The following is a 19569-nucleotide window of genomic DNA, read 5'->3' on the forward strand; positions in this document are numbered from 1 at the left end:
GTTTTCCGACACGGAAAACGGCCCGGAAAACAGGTGTTTTCCGGGCCGGAATTCTTGCAGAATTCCGATCAGCCTGCGGCTGCGGTTTCGCGGGACGGTTTCGGGACCGGGCCGCGCAATTCCTCGTAATGATCGAAGCTCAACCTGACCCAGCCGGTGCCCCGGCTGGAACTGGCCAGCATCCGGTGCAGCTCGTCCTCTGCGACTGCTGGCAGCAGGGCGTTGAAGATTTCCCAGCCTGCGGCCGTGGGATGCGCCTCGAACCCCAGAACCTGGCCCTGGAGCCCGCTGATCGCGGGCACCAGATCTCCCACAAACATCGACGGCACGTGTATCTCGGCCCGCAGGATCGGTTGCAGTACCACCGGTTTTGCCTGCGGCAACGCCTCGCGCACCGCCGCCTTGCCGGCGGTGCGGAAGGCGTAATCGGAACTGTCTACCGCGTGATGTTTGCCATCTTTCAGTGTCACCTTCACATCAACTACCGGGAAACCCTCTGGACCGCGCGCCAGCGCCTCTTCCGCCCCCTGCGCAACCGAGGGAATATAGGTCTTGGGCACCGCGCCGCCTTTGACCACCTCGTCGAATTGGAACCCGGCCCCGCGCGGCAGCGGCTCGACCGTCAGCAGCACATCGGCGAATTGCCCGGCGCCGCCGGATTGCTTGCGATGGCGATAGTGGTGTTCAACAGGTTTCTGGATCGTCTCGCGATAGGCCGTCGCCACCGGTTCCGAGGTGATCTCGACGCCAAAGTCCTCGGCCAGCTTGGTTGCGATCCGGCGCAGGTGCTGTGGTCCCTGACAGCCCAGCACCGCATGGCCGGTGGCGTCGTCGGACGAAACATGTAGGCCCGGGTCGATCTCATTCATTCGGGCCAGCGCAGTGGACAGGCGGGCGTCGTCGCGTTCATGCGCCGGGCTGACCAATTGGCGATGGCCAGGCGGATGGCTGCGCGCCCAGTCGGGCAGGTCGGTTGCCCCGGCGCTGTCATAGATATGTCCCGGGCTCAGGTGGTCGGATTTCACCGCCAATCCGATCTGCCCGGCCGCCAGCGCGCCGATTTGGCTGCGCGCGTCCAGTTCCATGAGGCTACCGACGGTGTCGCCGCCCAAGGCCTCATGCGCCTTTACCCCGTCGCCAAGGCCGCGCAGCACCACGATCTTGCCCATGTGCTTGCGCACATCGGCAAATCCCGCGATGGCGCGCGCCTGTTCGCTGGCTGCATCGCGACCGGCGGCAATGTCGAATTCGGGGGCCTCGTGGCGCAGTGCCTTCATCATCCGGGTCAGCCCGTTGCCATGGCTCGCCGCGCCCAGATAGGCCGGGATCAACTGGTGATTCTGCGACACTCGGGCCGCCAGGTCATATACCTCGGCACTGGGCGGCTGGCGGTCCTCGATCAGCTGTTCGAGAAGATGATCGTCGAAATCCGACAGTGCCTCGAGCAGTTCAGCGCGCGCTTCCTGTTCACGCTCGACCGCCGCAGCGGGCAACTCGATCAGGGCCGAGGGTTCGCCCTCGCGGTATTTCCAGGCCCGCTCCGAGATCAGGTCCACCGCGCCCACCACCTGATCTCCCTCGCGGATCGGCACCTGGCGCAGGGCGATGTGATGGGTGCAATAGGCCTGAAGCGCCGCGACGATGTCGCGGATGCGGCCATTGGGGTTGTCCAGCCGGTTGATGAACAGAAAGGCCGGGATGCCGGCCTCTTCGACAAGCCGCAGGTAGGGTGCGCACAGCACCGCCGCCTCGGGGTCGGGTGGCACCACGATCACGGCCGCGTCCGAGATCGCCATGGCCGGCCCGGCAAAGGCCAGCGCATCGCTGCCACCATCCACGTCGATTGCGCACCAGGGTTCCTCCAAATAAGAAAAACCGTGCAGATGCACGGTTTCGGACAGGTCGAATGTGGTCGGGCGGCTGTCGAGGCGACTGATGGCCCCGACCAGCGTGGACTTGCCGGATTGGCTCGGTCCGAGAACGGTGAATACGCGCATGGAGGCTATCCCTTTTCTTGTTGCAATCCTGTCATCTGCTGCGAAATCGGGGTTCCAGCGGATGCCCTCGCATCGCATGCCTGTCGTGCATCAATAGCCTGCCTCGGGGGCAAGGGCGCCACGCTGACCGGCGCAATCCTTGCCGGGTGCAGGGCAACCCGCCCTGTCCCGAGTGTGTGAAATCCGGCACTTGGCCGTCAAGCCCTTTGGTGCTCATGGGCGGGAAACCGGCGCTGGTGCGGGTCTGTCAGATCGCCGAGCTGTGTCCGGCCTTGCTGAGGTCATAGGCGTCGAATACCCGCGCCACCATCCGGGTCAGCGCCCGCGCCTCTTGCGGGATGAACAGCCCGTCCGAGGTGACGCGCAGCAGGCCATCGAACGCCTCGTTGGCGGAGCGGAACATTTGATCCAACTCGTCGGCGGAGATCTCGTGATCGCGCAGGATCTCCGCCCGGTCGATGCGGAAATCGCACATCAGCGCCTCGATCAGGCGGGCGCGCATCACGTCCTGCCCCTTGAACAGGTGGCCGCGCGCGGTTGAAAAGCGCCCGGCCCGGATGGCGCCGGTATGGGCAGAGGTGGCCGGTGCATTCTGCGCGTAACCCTGTGGGAATCGCGAGATCGAACTGGCACCCACGCCGATCAGCACGTCGGCCTGATCGTCGGTATATCCCTGGAAATTGCGGCGCAGCTTGCCCGCCTTCAGCGCGCGGGTCAGACCATCGTCCTGTGTGGCGAAATGGTCGATGCCGATCTCGGCGTAATTGTCCCACATGAACAGGCGCCGCGCGGTATCGAACAGGTCGAGCCGCTGTTCCGGCGTCGGCAGCGCGTCAGACGGAATCAACTGTTGCCGCTTGGCCATCCAGGGTACGTGAGCATAGCCGTAGAGAGCGACCCGGTCCGGGTTGAGGGACAAGAGCTTCTGCACGCTTTCGGTCATGCGCGCGCGGGTCTGATGGGGCAGGCCATAAAGGATATCTGCGTTCAGGCTATAGATGCCGCGAGCGCGAATCATCTCGACCGCGTCGCGGGTGACGTCATAGCCCTGAATGCGGCCGATGGTTTTCTGGATCTCGTCGTCGAAATCCTGCACCCCGATCGAGGCGCGATTCATCCCCGCCTCTGCCAGCGCATCCAGCCGGGCCGGGTCTATCTCGTTCGGGTCGATCTCGACCGAGAATTCGGCCTCGGGGCCCAGTGGTACCGCGTCGAAGATGCTGCGCGCCAGATCGCGCATCAGGTCGGGGTTGAGCAGGGTCGGCGTGCCGCCGCCCCAATGCAGGCGTGACAGGTGCACGCCCTCGGGCAGGCGCTCGCCCAATAGGGCCAATTCCGCCTTGAGCGTGTCCACATAGGCGATGACCGGATTGTCGGTCTGGGTGCCCTGGGTACGGCAGGCACAGAACCAGCACAGCCTCCGGCAGAAGGGCACATGCACGTATAGCGAAATCGCGCTGCCCGGAGTGATTCCCGAAATCCAGTCACCGAAACGATCAGGCCCCACGTCATTGCTGAAATGGGGGGCGGTCGGGTAGCTCGTATATCTCGGCACTTTCGCGTCAAAAAGTCCGAGCCGGGCCAATTGTGATTTCGCTATCATGCGAGTACCGTTATGAGAGCGGTCCGTGAAGGACCTTGACTCAGATCAAGTAGGGCCGAATTCCATGAGCACCCAGCCTCAGCTTTGCCATTCCAACTGTGACGATTGCCCGATCCGGCATCGCGCCGTATGCGCTCACTGCGACACGGACGAGTTGGAGGAGCTGGAAGAGATCAAGTACTACCGCAGCTTCGAGGCGGGGCAGACCGTGATCTGGTCGGGTGACCAGATGAGTTTCGTGGGATCGGTGGTGTCGGGCATCGCATCGTTGACCCAGACGATGGAGGACGGCCGCACCCAGATGGTGGGGCTGCTTTTACCGTCGGATTTCGTCGGGCGCCCGGGGCGCGACGGTGCGCCTTATGATGTGGTGGCGACCACGGATCTGGTCATGTGCTGTTTCCGCAAGAAACCGTTCGAGGAGTTGATGGCGCGCACCCCGCATATCGCGCATCGGCTGCTGGAAATGACGCTGGACGAGCTGGATGCCGCGCGCGAATGGATGCTGGTGCTGGGCCGCAAGACCGCGCGCGAGAAGATCGCGAGCCTGTTGTCGATCATCGCCCGCCGTGATGCCTCGCTGACCAAGCGGGGCATGAGCGGGCCGATGGTGTTCGACCTGCCGCTGACCCGCGAGGCGATGGCCGACTATCTGGGCCTGACACTGGAAACGGTGAGCCGCCAGATCTCGGCGCTGAAAAAGGACGGGGTGATTCACCTGGAAGGCAAGCGCCACGTCACCATCCCGGATATGGGCCGGTTGATGGAGGAAGCGGGGGATGACACCGATGGCGGGTTCCTGGTCTGAGACCAAGTATTTGCGAGGCTCTGCCTCGCGCTCCGGAGTATTTATGGCGAAATGAAGGGGGTGGGCCGGGGCTCACCTCTGGCGCCGCAGCCAGTCGGCCACGCGCCGGGCGGCTGAGCCGGGCGCCAGCGGCCGCGGGGCCCAGAGTCGCAAGGCGTGCGACAGAGTAACCCGGGCGGAAAAGGGAGCCACAAGTTGGCCGCGCGCCAGATAGGGCGCAACCAATGCCTCGTGCCCCATCAGTACCCCGGCCCCGTTCACCGTTTCCTCGACCGCCAGCGCATAGAGCGAGAATTCGGGGCCGCGCGGCACAAAGATCTGGCCGGGTAGCGCAGCCGCCATCCAGAGCGACCAGTCGCCATGCCATGTGGTGTCGATGAGACAGGGCAGGTGGCGCAGATCCTCGGGCCGGTTCAACCGATCTGCCAGTGCGGGTGCGCAGACGGGGGTAATCGTATCTGCGGCCAGCGCCTCGCCCGGAGCGTCGCCAAAGAACAGGCAAAGATCGAAGGGCGCGCGTTTCAGATCGGGTGGCTGTTCCATCGCGGTAACCGAGATCTCGATCTCGGGGGCCGCGGCGCGCAGACCGGGCAGGCGCGGCGACAGCCAGAGCTGGGCGACCGAGGGCAGGGCCGCCACATGTACCACCTGCGGCTTGGCGCCGGTGCGCAGGTCATGGCTGACCGTGGCCAGCCGGTCGAAAGCGCCGGTCAGATCGGGCAGAACATCGGCCGCGAGAGCGGTGAGGGTGACGCCCCGGGCGCTGCGGTCGAAGAGTGGTACGCCCAGCATATCCTCGAGCTGCTTGATCTGAGCCGAGACCGCGCCGGGACTGACGCCCAGTTCCTCGGCGGCGGCGGCGAAACCGCCCAGTCGCGCGGCGGCCTCGAAGGCGCGCAGGGCGTTCAGCGGAAGAGGGCGTGGGCGGGGCGGGGCGACGGGCATGAGAAAGCCTTAGATTTTCTGGCCCTAATTTTTCGGGAAACTGATTTGTGCGCAAGGGGTGGTTTGGTGATCCTGCGGGCAGAGATACGGAGGTTCCCATGCCACAGCTTGCCGCCCGACCCTGGGTGCCCGCCCATTGCGAAACCCGCGTCCAGCAGATCGCGGACGTGACTGCGCGCGCCGACAGCGCGTCGATCGATGCCCGACTGGAGGCGCTGATCGAAGAAAATCGCGCGATTCATGACGAAGAGTGTTTCAACCTGAACCCCGCGACCAACGTGATGAACCCGCGCGCCGAGGCCGCGCTGGCGCGGGGATTGGGCAGCCGTCCCTCGCTGGGCTATCCGGGCGACAAATACGAGATGGGGCTTGAGGCGATCGAAGAGATCGAGGTCATCGCCGCAGAACTGGCCGCAAAGGTGTTCAACGCGCGCTATGCCGAGATCCGGGTTGGCTCGGGCGCGCTGGCCAATCTCTATGGGTTCATGGCGCTGACCCGGCCCGGTGACACGATCATCGCGCCACCGGCCAGCATTGGCGGCCATGTGACCCATCACAAGGCGGGTTGTGCGGGGCTTTACGGTCTGAGCACCATCGAGGCGCCGGTAGATGCGGATGGTTACAGCCTGGATCTGACGGCGCTTGCCGAACTGGCCGAGCGACACCGGCCCAAGCTGATTACCGTGGGCGGCTCGTTGAACCTGTTTCCGCATCCGGTGGCGGCCGTGCGCGAGATCGCCGACCGGGTCGGTGCCAAGGTTCTGTTCGACGCGGCACATCAATGCGGGATCATCGCCGGTGGCGTCTGGGCCAACCCGCTGGACGAGGGGGCGCATCTGATGACGATGAGCACCTACAAGAGCCTGGGCGGGCCTGCGGGCGGGCTTATCGTGACCAACGAGGCCGAGATTGCCGAGCGGCTGGATGCCATCGCCTTTCCCGGCATGACCGCCAATTTCGACGCGGCGAAATCGGCGGCGCTGGCGATCTCGCTGCTGGACTGGGTCGATCATGGCGCGGCCTATGGGCAGGCGATGGTCGATCTGGCGCAGGCGCTGGCCGCCGAACTGGCGGCGCTGGGCCTGCCGGTCTTCCATGGGGCAGGAGGGGCTACCGCCTCGCACCAGTTCGCGGTCGAGGCGGCGCGGTTCGGGGGCGGTCAGGCCGCATCGAAGATGCTGCGCCGGGCGGGGTTCCTGGCTTGCGGTATCGGCCTGCCTATCGCACCGGTTGCGGGGGATATGAACGGCCTCCGGATCGGCACGCCGGAACTGGTGCGGCGCGGGGTAACGCCCGATCATGCTGCCGAACTGGGCTGGCTGATCACCCAAGGACTTACTGGTAACGACCCCGATGCAGTCGCATTGCGCACCCGCGAGATGCGGGCGCGGTTCCAGGGGATGCATTACATCAGGTCGTGACCGGTTCGGTGATCCGTGCTCTACTCTGCTCGAGGCCTCAGATTTCGGGAGACAGGGATCATGCAGTTCGAAAGCCTGTTCGTGATGCTTATCGTGGGTGTTCTGGCCGGGTGGTTGTCCGGGCGGATCATGGCGGGACGCGGATTCGGATTGATCGGAAACATTATCGTCGGGATTGTTGGCGCGTTCCTTGCGGGGTTGATCTTTCCCGCTTTGGGCTTTGCCGTCGGTGGCGGTTTCATTGCATCGGTTATCCATGCCACGATCGGGGCGGTGATCCTGTTGTTCCTGATCGGGCTGGTCCGCAAGGCATGATGTTTCTGTCTTGAAGCGGGGAAACCGCCCTATGGAGAGACGGTTGGCGGCCGTGCTGGTCGCGGATTTTGCGGGTTACAGTGCCCATGTCGGACGCAACGAGGAGTTGGCTGTTCGCGCGGCGCGCGGGCATCTGGATGCCATCGAACTGGTGATCGGCCTACACCGGGGGAGGCTGGTCAAGACTATGGGCGACGGTTTGCTAGCCGAGTTCACCTCGTCCCGGGATGCAGTGGGCTGTGCCGTAGCGATTCAGAACCGGATGGTGGAGCGAAATGCGCCGCTGGATGCAGAAGAAAGCATGTATCTTCGGGTTGGCGTTCATTCCGGTGAGATCCTGGCAGAGAATGGCGACATCTTTGGTGAGGAAGTTAACATAGCGGCCCGGATCGAGGCGTTTTCGCCGGAAGGCGGCGTGGTTGTCTCGGGCAGGGTCCACGAGGAGATCTCGGGGCGGTTGGACATGGCTTTTCAGGATGCTGGCACGCCCGCCCTGAAGAACATCTCGCGCAGCATCCGTCTCTTCGAGTGGCGGCCACAGAAGCAGGCCGATGCGCCGGTAGAACGGGTAAACGCAATCGCCGACAAACCGTCGCTGGCCGTTCTTCCCCTGACGAACTGGTCGGCTAATCCGGAAACGGAGTACATTGCCGATGGCCTGACCGAAGATATCATTTCCGCACTGGCACGGGTTCCGTGGCTGTTCGTGATCGCCCGGAACTCTTCCTTTGCCTACAAAGGCACCCCGATGGACGTCCGACAGATCGGCCGGGAACTGGGGGTCAAATATGTTCTGGAAGGCAGCATGCGCATCCAGGGCAACCGGATCCGGGTCAGTGGCCAACTTGCCGACACGTCATCAGGTGCACAGGTCTGGTCAGAGCGGTTCGATGGCACCGACGAGGACATATTCGATTTGCAGGACAAGGTGACCGCCGCCGTGGTCGCCGCTGTGGCGCCCACCGTGCAGATGGCCGAGATGCAGCGCGCTGCCCAGAGCGCGCCGGGCAATGCCAGCGCATATGATTACTATCTGCAGGGGCTGGCCGCGCTGAACCGGGCGCAGGTGGCCAAGGCGGCCGATCTGTTAGATGCAGCGATCAAGGCTTCGCCGGACTATGCCAAGGCGATGGCGATCAGGGCGTGGTGCCACACTCTGAACGTGGCGTGGCGTGTCGGTTATGCCCAAGAGACCGACCGGACCAGAGGCGGAGAGCTCGCCGATGCAGCGCTTGATCTTGCCCCGGGCGATCTCGAGGTGGCAGCTTATGCTGGGTACGCACTGGCCTTTTTTGGCCTGGAGATAGAACGGGGCATGGGGCTGGTCCGGCAAGCATGTGAAGGCTGTCCAAGCTTTGCCTGGGCGTGGACCTCGCTCGCGATGCTCGAAGCGTTGCAGGGCGACAGCGACAAGGTGCTGGAGCTTGCGGCGCGCGCGCGTCAACTCAACCCCAAAGATCCTTTGTGGTTTCGCGCACTTGTCGCCATCGCCGCCGTTCATCGGGATGCTGGACGGTTTGAAGAGGCGCTGGAGGCCGCTCAAGAGGGATTGCGGCTCAATCCCAATGTCGTGGTGCTTTATGTCCATTCGATTTGTTCACTGTGCGAATTGGACAGGATGGACGAAGCAAAAGTTCTGGCTAACAGGCTCTTGGACCTGTCACCCGAATTCTCGGTGTCCCGGTTTCAGGACCACCACAAGTATTTTCGCACTGCATTGCACACCGCGCAGAATACGCGCTTGCTCAGGGCGATGGGGCTACCGGAGTAGCCCCGCGCCAGTTCAATGCGCCATGAAAACGGGAACGGTGGCCTGTTCCAGCATGTTGCGGGTGGCGCCGCCGAGAATCGCCTCGCGGAACCGCGAATGACCATAGGCGCCCATTACCAGCATGTCGGCGCTGGTGTCGGTGGCGTGGCGATTGAGGATGTCCGACACCCGCGTCATCGTCTTGCTGAGCACGTCGATTTCCACCTTGACGCCATGGCGGGCCAGCATCTGGCTGAGCAGGCCACCCGGATCCGAGCGGTCGGGGCCGTGGCGCGGCGGGTCGATCACCACGATCCGCACCAGATCGGCGGCCCGCAGGAAGGGCATCGCCAGCCGGATCGCGCGCATCGCCTCGACGCTTTCATTCCACCCCAGCAGGACAGTGCGCGGCTGTTTCAACGCCGGAGCGTTGTCGGGCACCACCAGAACCGGGGCGTGCCCCTCGAACATGGCGGCTTCGACGATGGGCTCGGCCTCGCTGCCGCGATCCTCGCCATAGGGGCGCGACAGCACCACCAGGTCCGAGAAACGGGCGCGATGAGCCACATGCCGTCCCAGATCGGCAATCTGGGCGACGCCGCTTTCGGCGGACCAGCGCACGCCGGACTTGCCCAGTGTATCCTGAGCCAGTTTCAGCACCTCTTCGGCCTCGGCATTGGCCCGGTTCAGCGTTTCTTGCAGGATCAGCGCGTTGGCGCCGGCATAGTAATAGCCGGTCTGACTCCGGTCGACGCCAAGGCATAGCGCCTCGGCATGGGCGTCCTGAGCCTCGGCCAGGGCGACCAATTGTGCCAAGGCCGCGGGGGCGAGCTTGGGATCGGTCAGAACGGTCAACAGGGATTTATAGGCCATCATGAACCTCGTGACTGCATTTTTGCCCGGATCGGCCCGGGCGTTTCAATTGAGATATGCGTGTCACACATTTCAGGGTCGCGTCTTGATGCAGATCAAAGCGGGTTTTTGCTCAACTCTTCAATTAAGCGACCAGTCTAATCCGTCTGGCGTGGCGTGAGAATCGCGCGGGACAAGGCAAAGGGACGCAATATGTCGAACTATATCAAGCTCATCGCGCTTGGTCTCATCGCACTGTTCGCGGCGATGGGGATCAACTATGCGCGCGACGTGGCTTACATGGTGCATGCAGTCATCGTGCTGCTTGTCTCCGGTGGGCTGTTCATCTGGACGCTGCGCAAGACCGACGAGGCCGGCGGTCTGCTCGACCTGTCGGGCGAATACATGGACGATGTCGTCCGTTACGGTGTCATCGCAACCGCATTCTGGGGCGTCGTCGGCTTTCTGGCCGGGACGTTCATCGCATTTCAACTTGCCTTTCCGGGGCTGAATTTCGAATGGGCCCAGGGTTATGCCAATTTTGGTCGTCTGCGCCCGCTGCACACCTCGGCGGTGATTTTCGCATTTGGCGGTAACGCGCTGATCGCGACCTCGTTCTATGTGGTTCAGCGCACCAGCGCCGCGCGGCTCTGGGGCGGCAATCTGGCGTGGTTCGTGTTCTGGGGTTACCAGCTGTTCATCGTGCTGGCGGCAACCGGCTATCTGCTGGGCGGTACCCAGTCCAAGGAATATGCCGAGCCCGAATGGTATGTGGACCTGTGGCTGACGGTGGTCTGGGTGGCCTATCTGGCCGTGTTCCTGGGCACGATCATCAAGCGCAAGGAACCCCATATCTATGTGGCCAACTGGTTCTATCTGAGCTTCATCGTCACCGTCGCCATGCTGCATGTGGTCAACAACCTGACCATCCCCGTCAGCATCTGGGGTTCGAAATCGGTCATCGTGTGGCCGGGCGTGCAGGACGCCATGGTGCAATGGTGGTATGGCCACAACGCCGTGGGCTTCTTCCTGACCGCCGGCTTCCTCGGCATGATGTATTATTTCATCCCGAAACAGGCCGAACGTCCGGTGTTCAGCTACAAGCTGTCGATCATCCACTTCTGGGCGCTGATCTTCATCTATATCTGGGCCGGTCCGCACCACCTGCACTATACCGCGCTGCCTGACTGGGCCTCGACGCTGGGCATGGTGTTCTCGGTCGTGCTGTGGATGCCGTCCTGGGGTGGTATGATCAACGGTCTGATGACGCTCTCGGGCGCCTGGGACAAACTGCGCACCGACCCCATCATCCGGATGATGGTGATCTCGGTCGGTTTCTACGGCATGTCGACCTTCGAAGGCCCGATGATGTCGATCCGCGCGGTGAACTCGCTGAGCCACTACACCGACTGGACCATCGGTCACGTGCACTCGGGTGCGCTGGGCTGGAACGGCATGATCACCTTCGGCGCGCTCTACTTCCTGGTGCCGGTGCTGTGGAAGCGGGATCGCCTCTACTCGCTGAAACTGGTGAACTACCACTTCTGGCTCGCCACCATCGGCATCGTGCTCTACGCCGCCTCGATGTGGGTGACCGGGATCATGGAAGGCCTGATGTGGCGCGAAGTGGATGCAAACGGCTTCCTGGTGAACTCGTTCGCCGACACCGTGGCCGCCAAGTTCCCGATGTATGTGGTGCGTGGTCTGGGCGGGGTCCTGTACCTCACCGGTGCCATCATCATGTGCTACAACCTGTGGATGACCGTTCGGAAGGCACCGGCCAAAGAGGCCAGCCTGTCCGTCGCGGTCCCGGCTGAATAAGGAGGGCCGGAGCAATGGCAATTCTCGACAAACATAAAATCCTCGAGACCAACGCGACCCTCCTGCTGATCTTCAGCTTTCTGGTCGTGACCATCGGTGGCATCGTGCAGATCGCACCGCTGTTCTGGCTGGAAAACACCATCGAGAAGGTGGAGGGCATGCGGCCCTACACCCCTCTCGAGATGGCGGGGCGCGAAGTCTACATTCGCGAAGGCTGCTATGTGTGCCACAGCCAGATGATCCGCCCCATGCGGGACGAGGTCGAACGCTATGGCCACTACTCGCTGGCGGCGGAATCGATGTACGATCACCCGTTCCAGTGGGGGTCCAAGCGGACCGGGCCCGACCTGGCCCGCGTGGGCGGTCGCTACTCGGATGATTGGCACGTGGATCACATGCGCGACCCGCAATCGGTGGTGCCGGAATCGGTGATGCCCAAATATGGCTACCTGGAACGCACCATGATCGACGGCAAGTATATCGGTGATCTCATGGCCGCCAACGCGATCGTCGGCGTTCCTTACACGGACGAGATGATCGAAGCCGCCCAAGCCGATTTTGCCGCCCAGGCCGATCCCGACAGCGACTATGACGGGCTGCTGGAGCGTTATGGCGACAAGGTCAATGTGCGCAACTTCGACGGCCAGCCGGGTGTCTCCGAGGCCGATGCGCTGATCGCCTATCTGCAAATGCTGGGTACGTTGGTCGATTTCTCGACCTTCACGCCGGACGCGAGCCGCTGAGGAGGGGGACATGGAAGAATATACCCTTCTCCGGCAGTTCGCGGACAGCTGGATGCTGCTTGCACTGTTCGCGTTCTTCATCGGTGTGGTGGTCTGGGTGTTCCGCCCGGGATCGACCAGAACCTATGACGACACCGCCAACATCCCGTTTCGGCATGCGGACGCACCTGCGCCTCGTCAGGGCGTTACGGCAGCGCCCCTGCGAGGCAACGACAAACCCGCCACATTCAAGGAGGCGCGGCAATGAGCAAGAAACCTGTTCAGAAACAAGAGGTCGAAACCACCGGCCACAGCTGGGACGGGATCGAGGAATACAACAACCCGCTTCCCCGCTGGTGGCTGTGGACCTTCTATCTCTGCATCATCTGGGGCATCGGCTATACCATTGCCTATCCGGCCTGGCCCATGATCAACTCGGCCACCGCCGGGGTGATGGGCTGGTCGACGCGGGCCAATGTGGCGAACGATATCGCCGCAGTGGAAGAGGCAAACGCCCCGATCAATGCCAAGCTGGAGTCAGTCGAACTGACCGCTATCGCATCGGATGCGGATCTGAACTCCTATGCCGTGTCGGCGGGGTCTGCCGTGTTCAAGACCTGGTGCGCCCAGTGTCACGGGTCGGGCGCTGCCGGTGCGGTGGGTTATCCCAACCTGCTGGATGACGATTGGCTGTGGGGTGGTTCGGTCGAGGAGATCCACGAAACCGTCACTGTCGGTATCCGGAACACGGAAAACGATGATGCGCGCTATTCCGAGATGCCCGCCTTTGGCCGTGACGAGTTGCTGGAAGCCGCCGAGATCGACCAGGTGGTCAATTTCGTGATGTCACTGTCGGGTGAGCCGCAGGATGCCTCTCAGGTAGCGGCCGGTGCAGTGGTCTTCGAGGACAACTGCTCGTCCTGCCATGCCGAGGACGCCACTGGCGACCGCGCGCAGGGTGCCCCCAACCTGGCGGATGCCATCTGGCTCTATGGTGGCGATTACGCTGCGATCGCAGAGTCGGTGAACAACGCCCGCTTTGGCGTGATGCCTCCGTGGGACAGCCGCCTGACCGAAGCGCAGATCCGCGCGGTTTCGGTCTATGTCCACCAGCTGGGCGGTGGCGAGTAGCATAAGGATACCTCCGGGCTGCTATCGCGGCCCGGAGGGTGGCGTCGGCTGTTCGATCTGTTCGCGCGTTTCCTGAACAGCCGGCGCCTTTAGTCATAATGACAAAGCATCCGCTGACCAATCCGGTCGGCGGATCTTTTTTGTGACAGGGGCGCGGAACAGTTAATGGCTTGGGATGTAATCACTATTTCGTGATGTTCAGCGAATGGATGCGCCATTTGTACAATGTTTTCGGTCGTTTTGGCCGCGTGCGACGTAACGCCCGATGCAATTGCAGCATCAAAAGCTGCGCCACAGATACGCTTTTTGACCCATGTCAAAGTCTGTCGCGCGCGCATCTGGAAGAAGTCGCGCTGTAGAATAGCCAAAACCGGAGTGAGTCCGTGAGCGAGTCGACCCCAGAACCCAGCCTTTACGCTGCCCGAGAGCCCATATTCCCGCGGCGCGTTTCGGGCACGTTCCGCAATCTCAAATGGTTCATCATGGCGGTAACGCTGGGGATTTACTATCTGACACCCTGGATTCGCTGGGATCGTGGGCCCAGCCTGCCGGATCAGGCGGTTTTGCTGGATATGGCCAACCGGCGCTTTTACTTCTTCTGGATCGAGATCTGGCCGCACGAATTCTATTTTGTCGCGGGTCTGCTGATCATGGCGGGGCTTGGCCTGTTCCTGTTCACGTCGGCGCTGGGCCGGGTCTGGTGCGGTTATGCCTGTCCGCAGACAGTGTGGACCGACCTCTTCATTCTCGTCGAACGCTGGATCGAGGGCGACCGCAACGCCCGTCTGCGCCTGCACCGCCAGAAAAAGCTCGATTTCCGCAAGGCGCGGCTCAGGGTCACCAAATGGACCGCCTGGCTGCTGATCGGTCTCGCCACCGGCGGGGCGTGGATCTTCTATTTCGCGGATGCGCCGACGCTGCTGCGGGATCTGGTGACCGGCAACGCCCACCCCATCGCCTATACGACGATGGCCGTGCTGACCTTTACCACCTTCTTTTTCGGTGGTTTTGCGCGCGAGCAAATCTGTATTTACGCCTGCCCCTGGCCGCGTATTCAGGCCGCGATGATGGACGAGGATACGCTGGTCGTGGGCTACCGCGAATGGCGGGGCGAGCCGCGCGGCAAGGGCAAGCGCACCGAGGATTCGGAACTGGGCGATTGCATCGACTGCATGGCCTGCGTCAACGTCTGCCCGGTCGGGATCGACATCCGAGATGGCCAGCAGCTGGAATGCATCACCTGCGCGCTGTGTATCGACGCCTGTGACGACATGATGGAGAAGATCGGCAAGCCGCGCGGGCTGATCGACTATATGGCGCTCAAGGACGAAGAGGCCGAGCGTGCCGGTCACCCGCCCAAGAACATCTGGAAACATATCCTGCGGCCGCGCACCATCATGTATACCAGTCTCTGGTCGCTGGTCGGTTTCGCGTTGCTGTTCGCGCTGTTCATCCGGTCCGACATCGACCTGACGGTGGCCCCGGTTCGCAACCCGACCTTTGTTACCCTTTCGGACGGGTCGATCCGCAACACCTATGACGTGCGACTGCGCAACAAGCATGGTGAGGAACGCCCGTTCCAGCTGTCCGTGGTCGGCGATCCGGCGATGCGGATCGAGCTCGAAGGCCTGCCCGATAACAAGGTCGCCGTTCCTGCCGATACCGCCTTTTTGCAGCGGGTCTATATCGTGACACCCAAGGACGCGGCCCCATCGCAAGCGGCCAGCACAGATGTCCGTATCTGGGTCGAGGATCAGAGCAACGGCGAGCGCGCCTATAAGGACACGACATTCAACGGACGGGGGAACTGAAGATGGCTGAGCGCACCTTCACCGGCAAACATGCGGCCATGGTCTTTGTCGGCGCATTCGGTATCATCATCGGGGTGAACATCCTGCTGGCTTATAGCGCGATCAAGACCTTTCCGGGTCTGGAGGTTAAGAACTCCTATGTCGCCAGCCAGGAATTCGACACGCGCCGCGACGCGCAAGAGGCGCTGGGCTGGCATGTGCGCGCCGATGCGACCGGTGGTCTGGTGGTCCTGTCGATCACCGATCAGGCGGGCAAGCCGGTCGAGGTTTCCGAACTGAAGGCGGTGTTGGGTCGCGCCACCCATGTGCAAGAGGATTTCGCACCCGATTTCGCCTTTGACGGCACGGCCTATGTGGCCAAGGCGGAACTGGGTGATGGCAATTGGAACATCCGCATGGTGGCGCGGGCCGAGGACGGCACCGAATTTATCCAACGCGTCGTTTTGCATGTGAAGGGTTGACCCGATGACGGCGCAACTTCGCCCCTCGCCCGCGGCCTGTCCGGCCTGTGTTGCGGTCCCGGCCCAGCCGGCCCGCCCGGTGCCCGAGGATGTGCAGATCGCGCTGTCTTTGCCGGGCATCCACTGTTCGGCCTGTATCTCGACGGTCGAGCGCGCCTTGCAGGCGCATCCGGGGGTCGAGGATGCGCGGGTGAACCTGACGCTGAAACGGGCCCTGATCAAGGCCGGTCCCGAACTGCGCGCCGCCGATCTGATCCCGGTGCTGGAGCGTGTCGGATACGAGGCGCACGAGCTGGATCCCGGCACGCTCAACGCCACCCGCACCGACCGGGCGGGGCGCGACCTGCTGATGCGGCTGGCGGTGGCGGGCTTTGCCTCGATGAACGTGATGCTGCTGTCGGTCTCGGTGTGGTCCGGTGCCTCGGATGCGACGCGGGACATGTTCCACTGGATTTCCGCCGCCATCGCGATGCCTGCCATCGCCTTTTCCGGCCAACCTTTCTTTGTCAGCGCCTGGGGGGCGCTCAAGGCAAAGCGGCTCAACATGGATGTACCCATCGTGTTGGCCATCGTTCTGGCGCTGGTCACCTCGCTTTGGGAAACCTCGTTGAGCGGCGAACATGCCTATTTCGATGCGGCGTTGACGCTGACCTTTTTCCTGCTTGCAGGTCGCTATCTGGATTACCGTACCCGCGCCGTGGCCCGATCCGCAGCCGAGGAACTGGCCGCGCTGGAGGTGCCGCGCGCGATCCGGCTGCAAGACGGGGTCGAAACCGAGGTCGCCGTTGCGCAGCTGGCGGTGGGCGACCTGATCCTGGTGCGCCCCGGCGGGCGGATGCCCGTCGATGGCGAGATTGTCGAGGGGCGTTCGGAACTGGACCGCTCGCTGCTCACCGGCGAAACGCTGCCGATCTTTGCCGAACCGGGGCTTGTGGTCAGCGCGGGCGAGGTCAACCTGACCGGTCCGCTGGTGATCCGCGCCAGCGCGGTAGGGCAGGATACCTCGCTGCACCGCATGGCCGATCTGGTGGCCATCGCCGAAAGCGGGCGCTCGCGCTATACCTCACTGGCCGACAGCGCCGCGAAACTCTATGCGCCGGGGGTACATATCCTGTCGGCGCTCAGCTTTGTCGGCTGGTATCTCTACAGCTGGGATGTGCGCACCGCGCTCAACATCGCCGCCGCCGTGCTGATCATCACCTGCCCCTGTGCACTGGGCCTTGCGGTGCCGGCGGTGACCACGGCCGCCTCGGGGCGGCTGTTCAAGCGGGGAATGCTGATCAAGCATGCCACCGCGTTGGAACGTCTGGCCGAAGTGGACACGGTGGTGTTCGACAAGACCGGCACGCTGACGGCGGGCACACCCGAACTGACCAATCTGGGCGATCACCGCCGTGCCGACATGGAGGTCGCGCTGGCCCTGGCCGAGGCATCCTCGCATCCGCTTTCTGTTGCGATCACCCGCGCAGCGCGGGCTGCGGGGCTGCATCCGGCCCGGATCGACGATGTGACCGAGGTGCCGGGCTTCGGCACCGAAGGTATCTGGCAGGGGCAACGGGTGCGGCTGGGCCGTGCCGCCTGGGTGGGCGCTGAACAGGCCGCGCAGACCTCGGCCTGGCTGGCGGTCGGCGACCGGGCGCCGGTGGCCTTTCTGTTCTCCGACGCGCTACGCCAGGGGGCCGAGGAAACCGTCTCGGGCCTCAAGGCCGCGGGCAAGGAGGTTCTGCTGATTTCGGGCGATACCACAGGCGCGGTCGAGGCGCTGGCCCGCCGTCTGGGGATCGAGACCTGGATGGCCGAGGCGCTGCCGCAGGACAAGGCCGACCGGGTGCAGGCATTGGCCAATGCGGGCAAGCGGGTGCTGATGGTGGGTGACGGGTTGAACGACACCGCCGCTCTGGCCGCCGCCCATGTCTCGATCTCGCCGGCCTCGGCGCTGGACGCCGCGCGCGTGGCGTCTGATATCGTGCTGCTGGGTACCGACCTGTCACCGATTGCGGGGGCCTGCGACACAGCCGTCCGCGCGACCAGACGTATCCGCGAAAACTTCCGTATCGCCACTGTCTATAACGTGATCGCGGTGCCGCTGGCGGTTGTTGGTCTTTGCTCGCCGCTGATCGCGGCCTTGGCGATGTCGACCTCGTCGATTACCGTATCCCTGAATGCCCTGCGCCTGAGGTGAGTTGATGGAAGTCCTGACGATCCTGATCCCGATATCGCTAATCCTGGGGGCGGTGGGCCTGCTGGCTTTTGTCTATACGGTTCGATCCGATCAGTATGACGACCCCGAGGGCGACGCGCGCCGTATCCTGTCGGGGGACTGGGACGACAAGCCCAAGCCTTGACCCCGCCGCGCCCCGCGCCAGAGTTGGAACCGAAGGGGAGGGATAAGATGGATATCTATGAGAATGGCAGTCGCCCGACGCGCAAAGCGCGGTCGGATTGGTTCACCGGTACCGTCTGGCAGGATCCGGTGATCGAGGCGCCGGCGCCCGCGCGGGTGCGGGCGCTGCGGGTCGGGTTCGAACCGGGTGCGCGTACTGCATGGCATACTCATCCGCTGGGCCAGACGTTGTATGTGCTGTCCGGCACCGGTCTGGTCGGCCTGCGCGAGGCCGCCCCGCGCGTGATCCGCGCGGGCGATACGGTCTGGATCCCGCCCGGCGAGGAGCACTGGCACGGCGCGGGCCCGGAAACCGGCATGGTGCACCTGGCCATTCAGGAGGCCGAAGACGGTCAGGTCGCCAACTGGCTGGAGAAGGTGAGCGACGCCGACTATCTGACCCCGCCCCAGACGACGCCGAACCGGCCTTGAATTCGCGGCCTGCTCCGGCTATGTGCCGATAGTCCGCAAGCAGAGAGAAGTCAGGCATATGGCCACCATCAACCCGATCCAGTTCATCCAGCAGGTCCGCGCCGAAGTGTCCAAGGTCGTCTGGCCGACCCGCCGCGAGGTGCTGCTGACCACGGTGATGGTGTTCATCATGGCGGCGTTGACGGCTGTTTTCTTCGCGCTGGTCGACCTGTCGATCCGGGGCGGGCTGCAACTGTTGCTGGGCATGTTCAACTGACCAGGGCCCGCGTCGCGGCGCAATCCGGCCTTGCACATCGCCGGATCAGGGGCTAGGTCACGCAGTACCTTCGGGACGGGCGTGCGGCGATTCGAGCTGCGCGCCGCTTTTTGTTCCGGCGGGCCGCTCAATGGGTGGCCACAATTCAGAAATGCTCCGGGACGCGCCCGCGGACCGGCCAGAAGACGAGGACGACAGGGTCATGGCGAAACGGTGGTATTCGGTCAGCGTGCTTTCGAACTTCGAAAAGAAGGTCGCCGAGACGATCCGCGCCTCGGTCGCCGAACACGGGCTTGAAGATCAGATTGACGAGGTGCTGGTGCCGACCGAAGAGGTCATCGAGGTGCGCCGCGGCAAGAAGGTCTCGACCGAACGCCGGTTCATGCCCGGCTATGTGCTGGTGCACATGGAAATGTCCGACCAGGGCTATCACCTGATCAACACGATCAACCGGGTCACCGGTTTCCTGGGACCGCAGGGTCGCCCGATGCCGATGCGCGATGCCGAGGTCAACCAGATCCTCAACCGCGTGCAGGAAGGCGAAGAGACGCCGCGCACCCTGATCTCGTTCGAGATCGGCGAGCGCGTCAAGGTCAATGACGGCCCGTTCGAAGGCTTCGATGGCATGGTCGAGGGTGTCGATGACGACAGCCAGAAACTGCGCGTCTCGGTGTCGATCTTCGGTCGCGAAACCCCTGTCGAGCTCGACTTTACCCAGGTTTCGAAACAGGGCTGATCGCGGCAAGGCTGCGCTGCCCTTCAAACCATCGGCGCCTTGGACCTTTACCGCGCGCGGCCCTTGCATTGCCGGGCGATCCGGTCTATCGGCACCCGATGCCGCCCTTGGGCGGCGAATCCCGT

General features: G+C 63.5%; 19 protein-coding genes. 15 read left to right on the top strand and 4 right to left on the bottom strand.

The annotated features are described in order from the left end of the window. Positions 1 to 68 precede the first annotated feature (68 nt). Both MB818_RS17370 and hemN read right to left on the bottom strand, forming a co-directional pair. Positions 69 to 1997, bottom strand: a complete 1929-nt coding sequence (locus tag MB818_RS17370) for an elongation factor G (protein ID WP_238905870.1) — start codon at positions 1995 to 1997, stop codon at positions 69 to 71. 247 nt (positions 1998 to 2244) lie between these two features. Further along, entirely contained in the window at positions 2245 to 3600 is a 1356-nt protein-coding gene (gene hemN / locus MB818_RS17375; protein ID WP_234163695.1) for an oxygen-independent coproporphyrinogen III oxidase, read from the bottom strand. Positions 3601 to 3664: 64 nt separating this feature from the next. Between hemN and fnrL the strand changes: the two genes are divergently transcribed. Continuing rightward, positions 3665 to 4408, top strand: coding sequence for a transcriptional regulator FnrL (gene fnrL / locus MB818_RS17380; protein WP_234138780.1), 744 nt, complete (start codon positions 3665 to 3667; stop codon positions 4406 to 4408). Between the two features lie 72 nt (positions 4409 to 4480). Here fnrL and MB818_RS17385 read toward each other — a convergent pair whose 3' ends face one another. After that, a complete protein-coding gene (locus MB818_RS17385; protein WP_238905871.1) occupies positions 4481 to 5353 on the bottom strand; it encodes a LysR family transcriptional regulator in 873 nt (290 codons plus the stop codon). A 98-nt stretch (positions 5354 to 5451) separates the two neighbouring features. On the opposite strand from MB818_RS17385, the gene glyA reads away from it, so the two are divergent. From glyA to MB818_RS17400, 3 genes are read left to right on the top strand one after another with little or no spacing between them, the layout of a single operon-like run. Continuing rightward, a complete protein-coding gene (glyA, locus tag MB818_RS17390; RefSeq protein WP_238905872.1) occupies positions 5452 to 6774 on the top strand; it encodes a serine hydroxymethyltransferase in 1323 nt (440 codons plus the stop codon). 60 nt (positions 6775 to 6834) lie between these two features. Beyond that, a complete protein-coding gene (locus MB818_RS17395) occupies positions 6835 to 7089 on the top strand; it encodes a GlsB/YeaQ/YmgE family stress response membrane protein (protein WP_234138783.1) in 255 nt (84 codons plus the stop codon). A gap of 52 nt (positions 7090 to 7141) precedes the next feature. Continuing rightward, positions 7142 to 8860, top strand: a complete 1719-nt coding sequence (locus MB818_RS17400) for a tetratricopeptide repeat protein (protein ID WP_238905886.1) — start codon at positions 7142 to 7144, stop codon at positions 8858 to 8860. A gap of 12 nt (positions 8861 to 8872) precedes the next feature. On the opposite strand, the gene MB818_RS17405 is transcribed toward MB818_RS17400, so the two are convergent. Further along, complete coding sequence (locus tag MB818_RS17405) at positions 8873 to 9712, bottom strand: universal stress protein (RefSeq protein WP_234138784.1); 840 nt, start codon at positions 9710 to 9712, stop codon at positions 8873 to 8875. A 192-nt stretch (positions 9713 to 9904) separates the two neighbouring features. Here MB818_RS17405 and ccoN point away from each other — a divergent pair, with 192 nt between their 5' ends. From ccoN to nusG, 11 genes are all read left to right on the top strand, one after another. After that, a complete protein-coding gene (gene ccoN, locus MB818_RS17410) occupies positions 9905 to 11512 on the top strand; it encodes a cytochrome-c oxidase, cbb3-type subunit I (RefSeq protein WP_234167642.1) in 1608 nt (535 codons plus the stop codon). A 14-nt stretch (positions 11513 to 11526) separates the two neighbouring features. After that, positions 11527 to 12255, top strand: a complete 729-nt coding sequence (ccoO, locus tag MB818_RS17415) for a cytochrome-c oxidase, cbb3-type subunit II (RefSeq protein ID WP_011049205.1) — start codon at positions 11527 to 11529, stop codon at positions 12253 to 12255. A 10-nt stretch (positions 12256 to 12265) separates the two neighbouring features. After that, positions 12266 to 12502 carry a cbb3-type cytochrome c oxidase subunit 3 gene (locus MB818_RS17420; RefSeq protein ID WP_234144492.1) on the top strand — a complete coding sequence of 79 codons (237 nt, stop codon included), beginning with the start codon at positions 12266 to 12268 and terminating at the stop codon, positions 12500 to 12502. Further along, a complete protein-coding gene (gene ccoP, locus MB818_RS17425) occupies positions 12499 to 13365 on the top strand; it encodes a cytochrome-c oxidase, cbb3-type subunit III (RefSeq protein WP_234138787.1) in 867 nt (288 codons plus the stop codon). The genes MB818_RS17420 and ccoP overlap by 4 nt, the downstream gene beginning before the upstream one ends. 482 nt (positions 13366 to 13847) lie before the next feature. Beyond that, positions 13848 to 15176, top strand: a complete 1329-nt coding sequence (gene ccoG / locus MB818_RS17430; protein ID WP_439653298.1) for a cytochrome c oxidase accessory protein CcoG — start codon at positions 13848 to 13850, stop codon at positions 15174 to 15176. 2 nt (positions 15177 to 15178) lie between these two features. Then, the gene (locus MB818_RS17435) at positions 15179 to 15637 is read left to right on the top strand and encodes a FixH family protein (RefSeq protein ID WP_234138789.1); all 459 of its coding nucleotides are present in this window, start codon (positions 15179 to 15181) and stop codon (positions 15635 to 15637) included. Between the two features lie 4 nt (positions 15638 to 15641). Beyond that, complete coding sequence (locus tag MB818_RS17440; RefSeq protein WP_234167638.1) at positions 15642 to 17819, top strand: heavy metal translocating P-type ATPase; 2178 nt, start codon at positions 15642 to 15644, stop codon at positions 17817 to 17819. Between the two features lie 4 nt (positions 17820 to 17823). Beyond that, entirely contained in the window at positions 17824 to 17982 is a 159-nt protein-coding gene (gene ccoS / locus MB818_RS17445) for a cbb3-type cytochrome oxidase assembly protein CcoS (RefSeq protein ID WP_234138791.1), read from the top strand. A gap of 47 nt (positions 17983 to 18029) precedes the next feature. Continuing rightward, positions 18030 to 18452 (top strand): (R)-mandelonitrile lyase, encoded by a 423-nt coding sequence (locus MB818_RS17450; protein ID WP_234138792.1) that lies wholly within the window; start codon positions 18030 to 18032, stop codon positions 18450 to 18452. A 58-nt stretch (positions 18453 to 18510) separates the two neighbouring features. After that, a complete protein-coding gene (gene secE / locus MB818_RS17455) occupies positions 18511 to 18708 on the top strand; it encodes a preprotein translocase subunit SecE (RefSeq protein ID WP_234138793.1) in 198 nt (65 codons plus the stop codon). A gap of 202 nt (positions 18709 to 18910) precedes the next feature. Continuing rightward, positions 18911 to 19444, top strand: coding sequence for a transcription termination/antitermination protein NusG (nusG, locus tag MB818_RS17460; RefSeq protein ID WP_238905874.1), 534 nt, complete (start codon positions 18911 to 18913; stop codon positions 19442 to 19444). Positions 19445 to 19569: the final 125 nt, after the last annotated feature.

This window comes from Ruegeria alba (assembly GCF_022321465.1).
Classification (GTDB): Bacteria; Pseudomonadota; Alphaproteobacteria; order Rhodobacterales; family Rhodobacteraceae; genus Ruegeria_B; species Ruegeria_B alba.